At 60.4% G+C, this 14,105-nt stretch carries 11 protein-coding genes; 7 read left to right on the plus strand and 4 right to left on the minus strand.

From position 1 onward, the window contains the following. The first annotated feature begins 202 nt into the window (after positions 1-202). Together HZC36_04775 and HZC36_04780 are read left to right on the plus strand one after the other, a co-directional pair. Positions 203-2,998: a hypothetical protein gene (locus HZC36_04775; GenBank protein MBI5706285.1), complete on the plus strand. Its 2,796-nt coding sequence runs from the start codon at positions 203-205 to the stop codon at positions 2,996-2,998. Positions 2,999-3,141: 143 nt separating this feature from the next. Continuing rightward, complete coding sequence (locus HZC36_04780) at positions 3,142-3,606, plus strand: hypothetical protein (protein ID MBI5706286.1); 465 nt, start codon at positions 3,142-3,144, stop codon at positions 3,604-3,606. Between the two features lie 297 nt (positions 3,607-3,903). Here the strand turns inward: HZC36_04780 and HZC36_04785 are convergent, their stop codons facing one another. Together HZC36_04785 and HZC36_04790 are read right to left on the minus strand one after the other, a co-directional pair. After that, positions 3,904-4,587 (minus strand): aquaporin, encoded by a 684-nt coding sequence (locus tag HZC36_04785; protein ID MBI5706287.1) that lies wholly within the window; start codon positions 4,585-4,587, stop codon positions 3,904-3,906. Between the two features lie 67 nt (positions 4,588-4,654). Further along, the gene (locus HZC36_04790; protein ID MBI5706288.1) at positions 4,655-5,668 is read right to left on the minus strand and encodes an aldo/keto reductase; all 1,014 of its coding nucleotides are present in this window, start codon (positions 5,666-5,668) and stop codon (positions 4,655-4,657) included. Between the two features lie 289 nt (positions 5,669-5,957). Here HZC36_04790 and HZC36_04795 point away from each other — a divergent pair, with 289 nt between their 5' ends. Genes HZC36_04795 through HZC36_04810 form a run of 4 tightly spaced genes read left to right on the plus strand, consistent with a single transcriptional unit; the run spans position 5,958 to position 10,036 of the window. Next, positions 5,958-7,070: a hypothetical protein gene (locus HZC36_04795; GenBank protein MBI5706289.1), complete on the plus strand. Its 1,113-nt coding sequence runs from the start codon at positions 5,958-5,960 to the stop codon at positions 7,068-7,070. Then, complete coding sequence (locus HZC36_04800) at positions 7,067-7,555, plus strand: Rieske (2Fe-2S) protein (GenBank protein MBI5706290.1); 489 nt, start codon at positions 7,067-7,069, stop codon at positions 7,553-7,555. Before HZC36_04795 ends, HZC36_04800 begins: the two co-directional genes overlap by 4 nt. A gap of 2 nt (positions 7,556-7,557) precedes the next feature. Next, complete coding sequence (locus tag HZC36_04805; GenBank protein ID MBI5706291.1) at positions 7,558-8,628, plus strand: cytochrome bc complex cytochrome b subunit; 1,071 nt, start codon at positions 7,558-7,560, stop codon at positions 8,626-8,628. Positions 8,629-8,638: 10 nt separating this feature from the next. Further along, the gene (locus tag HZC36_04810; protein MBI5706292.1) at positions 8,639-10,036 is read left to right on the plus strand and encodes a cytochrome ubiquinol oxidase subunit I; all 1,398 of its coding nucleotides are present in this window, start codon (positions 8,639-8,641) and stop codon (positions 10,034-10,036) included. Between the two features lie 112 nt (positions 10,037-10,148). On the opposite strand, the gene HZC36_04815 is transcribed toward HZC36_04810, so the two are convergent. Next, positions 10,149-12,653: a S9 family peptidase gene (locus tag HZC36_04815; protein ID MBI5706293.1), complete on the minus strand. Its 2,505-nt coding sequence runs from the start codon at positions 12,651-12,653 to the stop codon at positions 10,149-10,151. A gap of 118 nt (positions 12,654-12,771) precedes the next feature. Between HZC36_04815 and HZC36_04820 the strand changes: the two genes are divergently transcribed. Then, positions 12,772-13,209, plus strand: coding sequence for a hypothetical protein (locus HZC36_04820; GenBank protein ID MBI5706294.1), 438 nt, complete (start codon positions 12,772-12,774; stop codon positions 13,207-13,209). Between the two features lie 137 nt (positions 13,210-13,346). Here HZC36_04820 and HZC36_04825 read toward each other — a convergent pair whose 3' ends face one another. Then, a complete protein-coding gene (locus HZC36_04825; protein ID MBI5706295.1) occupies positions 13,347-14,072 on the minus strand; it encodes a PEP-CTERM sorting domain-containing protein in 726 nt (241 codons plus the stop codon). Positions 14,073-14,105: the final 33 nt, after the last annotated feature.

Raw genomic sequence — 14,105 nt, forward strand, 5'->3', positions numbered from 1 at the left:
GAGCTTCCTTCGCGACCATCCCGCCATACTCCCAAGTAAGATGTTGCTCGGCATGATCGCTGTAGCTTCCGCACTGGCCAATACGTTACTCCCGCCAGATTTGCCCCGCGGAGTGGGTTCGTGGGATCCCAAAGCGCTCGGCAACCATCGTATCGTGGTGGAAGTTTCAGGTGCCACACCTCCCCACTCAAGGGGGAGGTCGGTGATTGCCCCGGTTCCACCAGGGACCGAAGCGAACCGAGAGAGGGGGAGCACATTTCGCGTCCACATCCCCTGGCGACGTCGCGACAAGCACCCCGAGGCGATCGACGTTGTCGTGACGGACGCCAAAGGCAACCGAATCCCGAACGTTCTGAGAAGAGAGATTAACCGCGAATTCGGCGACCTCATTTTCGAGCCGGTCTCAGGACCCGGCACCTATTACTTCTATCATTTGCCCCACGTCACTCAAGGCACCTATTACCCAAAGGTGGACTACACGCCGCCCTCCGACACGGCCGATCCAACTTGGAAGCTGGCTGCCTCCGAAGTTAAGTGGGGGGACCTTCCCGAAGCCAAGGCCGTCCGATTCGAGTCTGTCTCGGCCTTTGACGCCTTTACGCCGATGGAGCTCATCGCCACTCAAGCCGAAACCGAAGACCTTCTCAACTTGCACCCTGCGGCGAGCTATTTGGTCTTCCCTGAAGACCGCCACCTCAGCGTCCGGATGTGGGACGACATCCCCTACCGCTGGGCCCAGCGAGGCGCGAACACCCCATTCACCGGCCACGCAAAGCGCGGTGAGTACTTCACGTTCCAACTTGGTGTGTGGGCGTGCCGTGGGCCCCTAGAGCGGGTCAAGGTCCGCTTTTCCAACTTGAAGATCGCCGCAGGCCGGACCCTCCGGTCCGACAAAGCGTCGCCAAAACCCGTGGGTCGGACTCTCCAGTCCGACATCCCAAAATCGGCCATCTCCTGCTTCAACACCGGCGGCATCGACTATAAGGGCAAGTCGTACACGACCGACCTCTCGGTGCCCAAGGGACGTGTCCAACCCCTCTGGTGCGGCATCGACGTGCCGGTGGACGTCAAACCCGGAACCTACGTCGGAACGGCAGCGATCACGGCCACCGGTGCAAAAGAAACCCGCATCCCCATCACGCTCGTTGTGGGCAACGACGTCGCCAAAGACCATGGCGACGACCGCCCTGAGGACATGACGCGCCTTCGGTGGCTCAATTCGAAGCTGGGGCTGGACAAGTCGGTCGTCATGCCGTTCGAAGCCGATGGCCCGCTCGCCTGCTACACGGTCCCCGACAAGACCGGCTTTTTCCAACAGGTCGGCCGTCCGATCCACAGTCGCATGGACCGGTTCTCGCTTCCAAACGTGTGGCTGTTCGCAGATCAGATGGCGCTGAGGGTCGAAGGGGCATCCGGAGTCTATGAGGAGAGGGTCGTGCCATTGCTCGCCGACCCCAAGAAGCGCCTATCCAGCGAAGCCTGGGACCAAGAATCGCGGATCGGGCCCATCGTCAAGCGCCTCAAGTCGAACTTGGACTTCGACGGCACGCTGGACTATCAGATCGCCCTCACTGCTGAAAAGGCCGCAGATCTAAAGGACATCCGCCTCGAGTTGCCGATCAACAAGGAAGTCGCCCAGTACTTCATGGGCCTCGGGCGCGACGGCGGCAGGGCTCCCAGGACCCTCGATTGGAAGTGGGACATCCGCAACGCCCAGGAGGGCGCTTGGGTCGGCAGCGTGAACTGCGGGCTCATGTTTGCCCTGCGTGACGAGCACTACGTCCGGCCCCTCAATACCAACTTCTATCATGAAAAGCCACTCGTCATGCCAACCTCCTGGTGCAACGGCGGTAAGGGCGGTATCCGGATCCGAACGGAAAAGGACGCCTATCGGATCACGTGCTATTCCGGCCCCCGCAAGATGAAAAAGGGCGAGACGCTGCACTTCAACGTGCACATGTTGCTCACGCCGTTCAAGCTCATTGACCCACGACGGCAGTTTTCCGAGCGCTACTACCATTCCTTCAAACCGCTCGACGAGATTCAGAAGGACGGCGCGAACGTCGTCAACGTCCACCACGCCACCGCAATCAACCCCTGGATCAACTATCCGTTCCTCGTTCCCGACAAACTGCGCGCCTACATCGCCGACGCGCACAAGCGCGGCATGAAAGTGAAGATCTACGACACCATCCGCGAGCTGACCAACAGAACCCCGGAGCTGTTCATGCTCAAGAGCCTCGGCCACGAGGTGTTCTCGCCCGGCAAAGGTGGCGGCGGAAGCTGGCTCCGCGAACACCTGGACGACGATTATATCCCCGCTTGGCACGCCGTCGAAGTTGGCGACGCGGCGATCATCAACTCCGGCATGAGCCGCTGGCACAACTACTACATCGAGGGCCTCGACTGGCTGGCCCGCAACGTCGGTATCGACGGCCTCTATCTGGACGACGTCGCTTTCGACCGAACCACCATGCTCCGCGTCCGAAGGGTCCTCGAACGCCGCATCGCTGAACGGACAAACCCGGCCCGTGGTCCCTCTGTCCCTTCGTCCCTCGGTCCCTCAAGTGCCTTCCCGACCATCGACCTCCACTCCGCCAACCAGCACAACGAGCGTGACGGATGGAACAACAGCGCCCTGCTGTACATGGACCTCATGCCGTTCCTCGACCGGCTATGGTTCGGGGAGTACTTCGACTACAACAAGGACGTCTTGGCGACGGTTTACTTGCGTGGCGGGCCGGCCACACCTGGAAACGAGCCGCCTCCGATGCCGAAGAACGGCCCTTCAGGGCTGATCGCCATCGCGTCCTGGGCCAAAGAGGACATCGACGTCCGACTCAAGATCGACTGGAAGGCCCTGGGAATGGACCCCAAAAAGGTCAAGCTTTCGGCCAAGCCCATTGTGGATTTCCAACCGGCTGCCAAGTTCCAATTTGGGGAAGCGATTCGAGTCCCCACGGGAAAGGGCTGGCTGTTAACGCTCGAGCCAAAGTAGCCTGGCCGTTTCATTGTTCCGCTACTCCGCGCGCTCTGCTCGTCTGCGTTCTCTGCGCGAAGTCCGAAGTCAAGTGAGATGCCAGGCAAAAGCGCTATCGAAGGCTCTAAATCGCGGACTATGTTGTGGAACAATGCAATGCCATGGAAGCCGCCGACGTCGTCTCAGCTTGGAAGGCGAACAACGCCCTCAATCTGGAGCTCCTTTCGCTTTGTCCGGACGACACCTTCGAGCTCAAGCCCGGCAAGGGAAAGACCGTCCGCTCCAACTTCACCCACCTCGTTTCAGTCCGCAAAATGTGGCTCGAAGAAAAGATGGCGAAGGAGGCCGCCGGCATCCCTAAGCTCGACTGGAAAACCGCCAACAGGGAAGAGATGCGGAGCGGGCTGGAAATCAGTTCAGATCTGATGGTCCAACTGCTTGAGCGCAAGGCTGCACAAACAAAGCCGAGCAAGTGGTCCTTACCCCTGTTCTTCGCCTACTGCATCGCCCATGAAGCACACCACCGCTCCCAAATCGAGATCGCGCTGAGAATGGCCGGCCGCGAACCCGAGGACGCGGTTCTCTATGGACTCTGGGAATGGGGCAGCTTTGTCCCCAAGCCCTGAGCCGCAACCCGCCACGGCAGCACAACCGTGCCGTCCCAACACTCGCTTGACTCAATGAGGGCCGAAGCACTGCTCACTCACGTGGCCTTGATGACGGGCCCAACGGGCCGACCAATCTAGGCGAAGCGCGGGAGCCCTAGATTTCGTGAATCAAGCTTGACAGAGCTTTGCAGGCGCGACATAGGGTGTGTCCGGTGGCGGAATAACAGGCGCCGAACGCCCACACGGTACGAACGGCGCCTGGCTCCCACGCTACGGGTCTGCTTTACCTTTGACTCCGATCTGACAACAACCCACTCACTCCGCCGCCTTTTCTTCCTTTGGCATAAACACCGACTGGTATAGCAACGCCGCAACGATGCCGCCCAACACCGGCGCCAGCAGGTAAACGGCCAAGTTCCCCATATCTCCGGTCGCGAGGGCCGGTCCAAAGTACCTCGCAGGGTTGAACGATCCGCCCGAAACAAAGCCGATGGACAATGCCATCGCCGACACAACCATGCCTACGAACCAGCCCCCCATCTTGGGCGCGCGGCTATCGATCGCAGTGCCGAAGACCGTGAAGACGAGGAAGAACGTTCCGATTGCCTCAGCCAGGATCACCTGCAATTGGCTTGCGTCGCCAAGCGGAGTGGGAGTGATGCCGCTGATCGACATCGGGTTATGTAACTCGGGGACCGTCATCGCCAGAACCTTGACCGCGACCAAGGCCCCCGCAAGCTGGGCAATGACGTATCCGGCGGCATCCCCCGCCTTGATCTTGCCCGCGATGAGCGCCCCAAGGGTCACTGCCGGGTTAATGTGCCCACCGCTGATGGCGGCTGTTGCCGTGATCATGATGGCAAGAGCCAGGCCATGGGCGAGGGCGGGGGCGACGCCTCCAGCTGCGCCCGGCGCCGTCGTGGCGCAGACTGAAGCCACGCCCAGAAATACGAAGCCAAAGGTGCCGACGAATTCGGCGAGCCACGCCTTGTAGTTCATCCTATCCCTCCAATGTGGCTAGGACGGACGTCTAATTGGATAAGGAGCGGGCAAAAACCCAGCCCAATTAAGCCCAGGGCTTCGCATTGGGCCCGAAATTGGCGTTGTAGTACTCGGAAACGTGCGTTCCCGGCGCGATCACCGCGTCGACCGCCTTCATTACCTTTTCCGAAAGCTTCATCTGGCAGGCAGCGGCAGACTCCTCCAACTGGGACTCGGTGCGCGCGCCGATGATCGGCGCGGTGATTCCGGGCTGGCCCGCGACCCACGCCAGACTCAGAGTGGCCAAAGTCATCCCGTTCCGGTCGGCGATCCGCTTGAGCCTGGAGACCACCTGCGAGGACCGAGCGTTTACGCGCTTCATCGGGTCGCTGGTGGCATAGCGCGCACGGCCCGCGGTGGAGCCGAGGTATTTGCCGCTCAACTGGCCTCCAGCCAAGGGCGACCATGGGATCACACCCCAGTCGTAGGTCCGGCAGAAGGGAAGGAACTCTCGCTCGATGCGCCGGTCGAGCAGGTTGTAGGGCGGCTGCTCGCAAACGAAGCCGTGGGTCCCCAGCGATTTAGCGACATAGTGCGCTTCGCAGGCCTGCCAAGCGGCGTAGGTGGATGTCCCAACGTACCGCACCTTCCCAGCCCGGATTAGGTCATCGAGCGCGCGCAGCGTCTCGTCGATCGGAATCGTCGGCTGGGGACGATGAATCTGATAGAGGTCGATCCAGTCCGTGCCCAAGCGCTTGAGCGAGGCCTCGCATGCCTCGATCACATGCCGCCGCGAGTTGCCCCAGGCGTTCGGGTCGTCGTCGGCCATCCGGCCGTGGCACTTGGTGGCAAGCACCAGCTTGTCGCGCTTGCCCTTGATCGCCTTGCCGAGGATCGTCTCAGAAACGCCCCTGGCGTAAACATCGGCGCAATCGAAGAAGTTGATGCCGAGGTCGAGCGCTTTTGCGGCGATCGTCAGCGCCTCCTCCTCTTGCGATCCCCAATCGTCGGGCTCCCACCCAAAGGTCATCGTCCCCATGCACGCCACGGAGACCTGCATTCCGGTCCTTCCTAGTGATCGATACTCCACTGCTGGGATTTACCCCATCCCGGGGCATTGCGTCATCGATGCCGGACCAGGCCGACTCAATCTGCACCGAAACCGCCCAAAGATGTAGAACGCTATGACGCCCATCATAGTGGACGAAAAAGTCAAGAATGTTCAATCAATCTATACATTTATTCGTTGTATCTTCATCGGGCATTGAGTCAACATCCCCGACGCGTGAAACGTAGTAGATTGCCCATAGTTGCTATAGAATTGCGCTGGGCGAGCGCCCTGAAGTCGCCAATCATGCCGTGAAGCGTGGATCGGTACCATCGTAGCGATGAACTACCCGGCGGTCGATCCTATCCCGATACCGGCGCCAATCTGGCTGCTGAAGCTGCTGAGCTACGTGACCCTCGCGCTTCATTTTGCCGCTGTGATGATCCTGGTAGGCAGCCTGATTCTGGTCATCTACCACAACCTTCGCGGCAGAACCAAAAAGAACGCCGACCTACTGTCGGCTTCGTTTGTCATAGCGCGCAGGCTCCCCGTCCTGATGACCTTCGTGATCAACCTGGGGGTCCCGCCACTCTTGTTTGCCCAGGTGCTCTATGGCCGGGCGCTCTATTCGAGCAGCATCCTTATCGGAGCCATGTGGTTCTCCGTGATCCTGCTCTTGATGCTGGTTTACTGGCTGCTCTATCGCCTGTCGTCAGCGATCGAACTCGGCAAGCCAGGCTGGCCTATTGCTTCGCTTGCGTTCCTCGTCACGCTGGGGGTTGGCCAGATTTACACGATGAACATGACCCTCATGCTCAGGCCCGAAGCTTGGAAAGATCTCTACCTCCAGAGCCCTTCAGGACTCCAGGGGCCAGGGTCCGATCCCACGATGATGCCGCGCTGGCTCTTCGTGATGGCCGGCGGCCTGGTGTTCGGAGGGCTTTGGGCGCTCATGCTCTCGAACATGAAGCACATCGGAGACGCCGTGCCTCGCATCCTTCGCCGGAGCGGCGGGGCGATGGCGGCCATTGGTGCTCTGGCGCAGCTCTTCTTCGCCTACCAGACCGTCCAAGCGCAGAAGCCGGAGGTCCTCGAGGGCATCAAGGGAAGCATCGTGCACACCTCGGGCGGCTATCTGTTCGCGGTGGGAATCGTCTTGGCCACCGTGCTTGTGTCGATTCAGGGGCTGACGACAAAGTCGAGCGTGTTCCTTGCCGTGGTTGGCCTGCTCGCCGGCTTTCTGAGCGCCGCTGGAGCCGTCATCTACCGAGACGGCATCCGAGACTTCACGCTTAAAGCAAAAGGCTTCGATGTGTGGCAGCGCGCAGAGTTCAGCAATTGGAGCGTCATCGCCCTGTTCCTCTTCCTCTTCGTGGTGATGCTCGCGGTGGTCGTCTGGCTGCTGCTCGTGATGAAGCGCGCGAGCGCTCCGAAGGAACAGGTGGCTCAATGATGGATGAATCGAAACTAAACGCCGAGCCCACGGAAGCGCTGGGCACAGAGACCTCTCGGCGAACCTTTGTGCGCGTGGCGGTTGCGGGCATGGGGCTGGCTTACGCCGGCGCCATCGGCTACCCCATCTTTCGCTACCTCAACTCCAACGTCGAAAAAGAAGCCGAGCTTGCCGCGATTAAGGAGGTCACTCTCAAAGACGCCGGCAAGCTGCCCAAGGGCTCGATTCTCATGTTCAAGTTTGGGCCCAGGCCGGCCATGCTCATCCACCACGCCGACGACACCTGGTCGGCCTTTGAAGCGGTCTGTACGCACATGGGGTGCACGGTCGGTTACGATGCCGCCCGCGAGCGAATCGCCTGCCAGTGCCATGGCGGGCAGTACGACCCCAAGACCGGCGAAAACGTGGGTGGGCCGCCGCCCCGGCCGCTCATGAAATACAACCTCGTAATGTCCAAAGGACTGGCAACGGTAACAAGGATCTAGCCATGGCAAAGGTCAGCACGTACATCGTCGAAAGACTAGGCCTGCAGGACACTCTGCAATATGCGTCTCAGAAGGCAGTGCCGCAGCACAAGCACAGCTTCTGGTACTTCTGGGGCGGCATATCCCTCTTCAGCTTTCTCATCCAAGTGGTGACCGGAATCCTGCTCATGGTTTATTACCGGCCCGGTCCGGAAGCCCACGAATCCGTCCGGCAGATTACGTACCAGATGAACTTCGGGTGGCTCATCCGCTCGACCCACAACTGGGCAGCGTCGATCTTCATCGTCTCGATCTTCGTGCACATGTTCTCGGTCTACTTCATGAAGGCGTACCGAAAACCGCGCGAATTCCTCTGGCTCAGCGGGGTTGTCCTGCTACTGTTGGGTTTGACCTTCGGTTTCAGCGGCTACCTCTTGCCGATGGACATGCTCTCCTACTTCGCCACGAAAGTAGGTCTCGAAATCCCAAAGTCGCTGCCGTTCATCGGCCCTGCGGTCGCCGATATCCTTCGCGGAGGTATCGACGTCACCGAATTCACGGTGCAGCGGTTCTTCGCGCTCCACACCGTGATCCTCCCCATGGTCTTCATCCCCTTCCTGCTCGCGCACCTGTGGATGGTGCAGAAGCATGGGAACAGCCTGCCGGAGAGCGAGGAGGCCAAGCCCGAGACCGATAGGAAGTCCATCCCGTTCTTCCCGAACTTCCTGATGCAAGACCTGGCCATGTGGCTGATCGCTCTGAACGTGATCGCGCTCCTCGCCGCGATGTTCCCCTGGCAGCTCGGCGAACCTGCGGACCCGCTCAAGCCGGCGCCGGTAGGCATCCACCCCGAGTGGTACTTCATGAGCCCCTTCCAGACCCTCAAGCTCATCGGGAAGCTGATTCCCGGCGCAGCGGGCGAGGTAATCGGCATGTCCGTTTTCACCCTCGGCATGGTGCTCTGGATCCTGATTCCGTTCTACGACGTGAAGAGCAAGGGCGCCCAGCGGGCCAAGCGTGCGACCTATTTCGGACTGCTGGCGCTGTTCATTCTGGTCGGGACGTCCGCCTGGGGATACCTGGGAGTGCAGTAGGAGATAACAGATGAATTATCCAGTTTGGGATGTTCCAATTATCGGCGGACCGTGGGTCATCGGCATCGTCGCGATCTTCCATGTGCTCATCGCATGGTTCGCGGTCGGCGGAGGGCTCTACCTCCCGATGGCCGAATCGAAGCTCTACAGGGAAGGCAGGGAAGAGTGGCTGCCCGTGCTCATGAAGCATTCCAGGTTCTTCCTCGTGCTCACGAGCGTCTTTGGCGCCATCTCGGGCGTCGGCATCTGGTTCTCGATCGGCTTGGTGCACCCCGAAGCGACCTCGACCCTCATCCACAACTTCCTCTTCGGCTGGGCGATCGAGTGGGTGTTCTTCGTGGTCGAGCTCGCGGCAGCGGCGGTCTACTACTTCACTTGGAATCGCATCCCCCGTGAGCTTCATCTCAAGGTGGGCTATCTCTACGCCATCGCGTCGTTCCTGACGCTGGTCATCATCAACGGAATCCTCTCCTTCATGCTCACCCCCGGTGGCGCCTGGCTCGAGGTGGCTGGAACCGGGCAGGAGGCCTCCAAGTTCTGGTTTGCCTTCTTCAATCCGACCTATGTCCCGTCGCTCATCATGCGGAGCCTAGCGTGTACCGCGCTGGCTGGGATCTACGCGCTCATCAGCTATTCGATGGTGTCCGATCCGGGACTCCAAAACACAAAGGTCCATATGGTTCGGTGGTCTGCCAAGTGGCTCACGCCGATCTTCTTCCTGATGCCGGTTGCCCTCATATGGATGCTCTTGGCGATGTCGGCGGAGAGCCGAAGCCTGCTGGAGCTTGGGATGTCCACCATCGGCTCAGGAGCCTTCACCCAGGTCACAAGGATCGCCATGCTGACCATCCTGACGACCTTCACCATCGGCGGTGTCGTCTATTTCTTCGCCTATCGATCACCGCGCGACTTTTCGCTGGGGCATGCCATCTCCATTCTGGCGCTCGCCGCCGTGGCGACGGCATCCACAGAATTCGCCCGCGAAATGGTTCGAAAACCCTATGTGATCGGCGAGCACATGTATAGCAATGGGGTCCGTGTGAGGGACGTTCAGAAGCTGAACCGGGACGGATATTTGACAGGCTCGCTCTGGAAGGAAGAGCACATGGGGCGCGCAGAAATGGGCGAGATCATCTTCCGGGGCGAGTGTATGAGCTGCCACACCGTGGACGGCTACCGATCAATGAGACGGCTCCTGCAGGCGCGAAACGAGGATGCGATCAAGAAGCTCCTCGCCATGCTCCACAACCCGCCAAAGGACTCCCCGTACAGGAAGTACATGCCTCCGCTGGTGGGCACTCCCGAAGAGATCGACGCCCTCGCCGGCTACCTCGTCGTGCTCTCAGGCCCACCCGCACCAGGTTCACCACCGGCAGCCCAACCACAACCATCCACCAAAACGCCTTGAACCCAAAGGGTCTGCTGAAAAACGACTTCCAGCAGGACGGTCGGGGTTTGACCCCAACGGGGTCAGCAGAAAGTAGCCAGGGGTTGAGCGAAGCGAAACCCCTGCAGAGCCGTCAACCCTTCCCCCCATGATCCTTCATTTCGGCGCTCTTGCGGTCGTTCGCGCCCAGCAGGTGCTCGGCGAAATACTCCATGGTCATCTGGCTGAAGTAGGTTTGCATCGGCCCATACCCGTGCGCCTGACCGGGGAACAGGATGAAGTCGAACCGCTTGTTCGCTTTGATCAACGCGTCCACGAGCCGGTAGGTGTTCGCCGGGTGGACGTTGTTATCCATGTCGCCCGTCGCGAGGAGGAGTTTGCCCTTCAGGTTCGCTGCGAGCTCGACCGTCGTCGGCACCTTGATCTCAAGCTTGGTCTCGGTCTCCAGCGGGATGATCTTGCCGTCCTTGTCCTTCTTCGGCACCTTGGTTTCCTTGATGCCGTGGTACTGCTCGCTCCAGTTGTCGTTGTAGATGTTGTTGTCGTGGTTGCCGGATGAGCTGACACCGACCTTGAAGAAGTCGTTGTAAGGCGGCAAGAGCAGAGCCGCGGCGGTCATGAATCCCCCGCCGGAGTGCCCGTAGATCCCGACCCGTTCGATGTCAATCCAGGCGTACTTGCTCGCGAGCTGCTCGATGCCGGCTTTCTTGTCGGCAAGGCCGTAGTCGCGCAGGTTGAAGTAGCTGTAGCTCTGATAGGCGTTGGATCGCGCGGGGTTGCCGCCCCGATTGCCGATCTGGATCACGATGAACCCAAGCTGTGCGAGCCGCTGGTCGCCGGCGGAAGCCGAGAACGTGGAGGCAACGCTCTCGGTCTGAGGTCCCGGATAGACGTGGGCGATCACTGGATAGCTCTTGTGCGGGTTGAAGTCAAACGGCTTCCACAGGTTGCCGTAGATGTTGGTGACCCCATCAGCCGCCTTGACCACGAAAGTCTCCGGCATTTTCCAGCCCGTCTCATACAACCGGCTCAGGTCGGCCTTCTCCAGCGGCAGAAGCTCCTTGCCGTTCTCGTCTCGAAGCACGGATTCGGGCGCAAGGTCCACCCGCGAGTAGTTGTCCACGACGAACTTCTTGCTGGGTGCGAGCACGGAGTTGTGGTCGGCGTTTCCAGGATCGAGAAGCGTAATGCTCTTGCCGTCAGGGCTGACCCGGTACAGATGGCGATAGTAGGGGTTCTCTCCCTCCTCGCGGCCAACGCCACGAACCCAAGCCGTACCCTTGTCCTCGTCGAGCTCAGCGATTTGGTCGAACCGCGAGGGTCCTTCCGTCATCGCGTTCTTCAGCTTGCCGTCTTGCCCGTAGAGATAGTAATGCCCCCAGCCCGTCCGTTCAGACCACCAGATGAAATCGCCGTTCTTGAGCCTCCGTGGCGCCTGCACCTCAAGATTGGCCTGCTCGATCGACTCGGAGAGAAGCACCTTCACCGAGCCCGCCTTCGGGTCGTATTCGCAATAGTCCAGGTTCCGCTGGAGCCGGTCGCGCCGGCAGAACCGCATGAGGCTGGAGTCTCCATTCCAACTCATGTTCATGAGCCGTTGATCCTGCCACTTGCCCACGTTGGCCGTCTTTAGCTTCTTCTCGGCTTTATCGAATGTGAAGAGCTCGGTCTGGGTGACGTCGGCCTCGCCGGGCATTGCATAACGATATTGCGAGAGCGTGGGCCGAGGCTGCGCCAGGTTGTTGACCAAGAACAGCTCCTTGACCTTGCGCGAGTCGCTCCGCGTCACATAGAACATGCTCGAATCTTTCGACCACGTCACGTTGGCTCTCACTCGGCGCTCCGGCGGCTGGTTGGTCTGCTGGCCGGTTCCGCCTTGCACCAGGTCCTCGATCTGCTGTTGCTGCTGTTGCTGCTGTTGCTGCTGGAACTGCTGAAACTGCTGGCGATCCTCATAGCTGCCAAAGCTGAAATAGCGCTCGCCGTCCTTGGAGAGCTGGACCGGATTCTTCTCGTCGGCCACTTCGACGAAATAGAGGTTGTGGTCAAGGGCGTAGACGTAGGCCTTTCGATCCGGGGAGTAGTTCCGGAAGCCATCTGCGGCATTGGCGCCCTGACCACCTCCGCCACCTTGGCCGCCACGATTCCCGCCACCGCGACCCCCCCCGCCCGGGGGCCCGCCTGCCGGAGCGGCTCCACCGGCAGGTGCATCGCCTAAGAGCTTGAGTGTCCCTTTGGCAATATCGTACTCATACCGCTTGGCGTCGACCGTAAACGTGAAGGTGTCTCCCTTATCCGAAAACGTGAGCGTCGTGATGGCCAAATTGGTGATGTCGTAGGGCTTCTTTCCAAGCTCCGAAAGCTGAGCCGCCATCTTGTTGGAATCGAAGAGCGGCTGCTTCTTGCGCGCCTTGCAGTCGACGATATAGAACTTGACGCCCTCCCGATCCTGCCACCGGTACCAGAACTTGTCTTGGTCCTTGAGCCAACCGGGCGTCACCGCGGTGCTGTAGGTGTACTGCCGGATGAACTCGTTCGTGAACTTGTCGGCGAGCTTCCAGTTGGCGGTCTCTACGGCGGGAGCCAGGGGTTGCGCGGCGAGAGAAACCCCAAATAGGAGAGCGGTTAACGAAGTCATGGGACGGGTATTCGATTGCCGCGACAACAATTCCTCCGTATGCCACGAGATTGGGCCGGTAAGCAGTATTTTGGTCCGAACTTGATTTAGCCCCGGCAAAGGTCAATAATCATCCATCGTGGTTTGTCCTCGTTGCGGCCGACAAAATGAGCCCCACAACCTCTTCTGCGGAAGGTGCGGGCTGGAGTTTGCGAAGGTCGAGCAGCCATCAGATAACGCCTCCGACGCCAGGCCCTGCTCGCGCCATCCGCGCGAAATGACCGTCCTATCCTGCGGAAAGTGCGGCGTGGCGATCTGTTACCGCTGCGTGGTCATCGGCCCCGCGGGTCCACGCTGCAAGGGTTGCGCCCGGAACAAGCTGCCAATCTCAGCCAGAACGGTGGCCGGAGAAGCCAAGATCGGCTTCCGCCGGCTATTCCAGGCGGGGCCTTTCGTGATCTACTGGTGGATCGTCATCATCGTGCTGGGCGTGAGCCTGGTGCGAGGGTGCGCCTCGATGACAAGAGGTAACGATAGCCCGCCTTCACGATATTCTCGCGATCAGGCCGGCGAGTAGGGGCAAACCCAGGTGTGCCTCGAAGGCATGGCTGAAGGCTGAGAATCCCGAAGGGCGAGGGCCAAGCTCAGGTAGCACAAAGCCCGTTGCGCATCTCCTTTGCGCAACGGGCAATCTCCGTGAGGAGAGGCTTGTGCTTACTTTCGGCGGCGTCGTGCGAGGGCAGCGACGGCGAGGCCGAGGACCGCGATCGTTGCGGGCTCAGGCACGGCCAGGATCTCATAGCGCGAGGTGCCACCGGCGAGGTCCATCGCAGAGAGATCGAAGTCCCAAACGGCGTGCATATCACTGACCGCTCCGGCCACAGGAGCCCAGCCATAGTTGGCCGATTGAGTGGCGGAGCCGCCGGCACTCACAGAGAACGGCGAGATCATCGACTGGAACAGACTTCCAGGCATTCCGTTGTAGCGGGCAAAAAAGCTGTCGCCGCCACGGGAATCGCCGAATGAGGCGCCGTCCTGGTCGAAGTCCGTGATCGTCACACCGGCGCTCGTCTGGCCCACCGCGTTCGAGATGGTCGGGAAGCTGAGCAGAGCGGACGAAATCGTGAAGTGCGTCGTCGTGGCGCCGGCAAACACCGCGTACCCAATGGCAACGACAGGGTCGTTGACGTAGCGGGCATAGCCGCTGCTGAGCGTGGCGATCGTGACGCCCTCGGCGTTCTTGATGTCGACCGACTGAGCCAACGACCACGAATTCGTATAGTTGTTGGGATCGAAGCCGGCCTGCTCTCGGGTCACCTCGAAGGTGCCGGTGCCGAGGCTGTTGGTGGCCGTGACTTTGAAGATCACGTTGCCGAAGTCGGCGCTGGCGGCAGCGGCCAGAGACGCAAAAGCGAGAATAGCGATATTGGTACGAAGCAAGCGAGTATTCACCATGTCCTCCCCACGAAACGA

It is taken from the genome of Armatimonadota bacterium, assembly GCA_016223145.1.
In the GTDB taxonomy this organism is placed as follows: domain Bacteria; phylum Armatimonadota; class Fimbriimonadia; order Fimbriimonadales; family Fimbriimonadaceae; genus Nitrosymbiomonas.

What these genes read in the sequence shown, in the direction of transcription:
- HZC36_04780 (MBI5706286.1), top strand. Translation starts at nt 3,142, where the DNA reads ATGGAAGCCGCCGACGTCGTCTCAGCTTGGAAGGCGAACAACGCCCTC.
- HZC36_04785 (MBI5706287.1), bottom strand. Translation starts at nt 4,587, where the DNA reads ATGAACTACAAGGCGTGGCTCGCCGAATTCGTCGGCACCTTTGGCTTC.
- HZC36_04795 (MBI5706289.1), top strand. Translation starts at nt 5,958, where the DNA reads ATGAACTACCCGGCGGTCGATCCTATCCCGATACCGGCGCCAATCTGG.
- HZC36_04800 (MBI5706290.1), top strand. Translation starts at nt 7,067, where the DNA reads ATGATGGATGAATCGAAACTAAACGCCGAGCCCACGGAAGCGCTGGGC.
- HZC36_04805 (MBI5706291.1), top strand. Translation starts at nt 7,558, where the DNA reads ATGGCAAAGGTCAGCACGTACATCGTCGAAAGACTAGGCCTGCAGGAC.
- HZC36_04810 (MBI5706292.1), top strand. Translation starts at nt 8,639, where the DNA reads ATGAATTATCCAGTTTGGGATGTTCCAATTATCGGCGGACCGTGGGTC.
- HZC36_04815 (MBI5706293.1), bottom strand. Translation starts at nt 12,653, where the DNA reads ATGACTTCGTTAACCGCTCTCCTATTTGGGGTTTCTCTCGCCGCGCAA.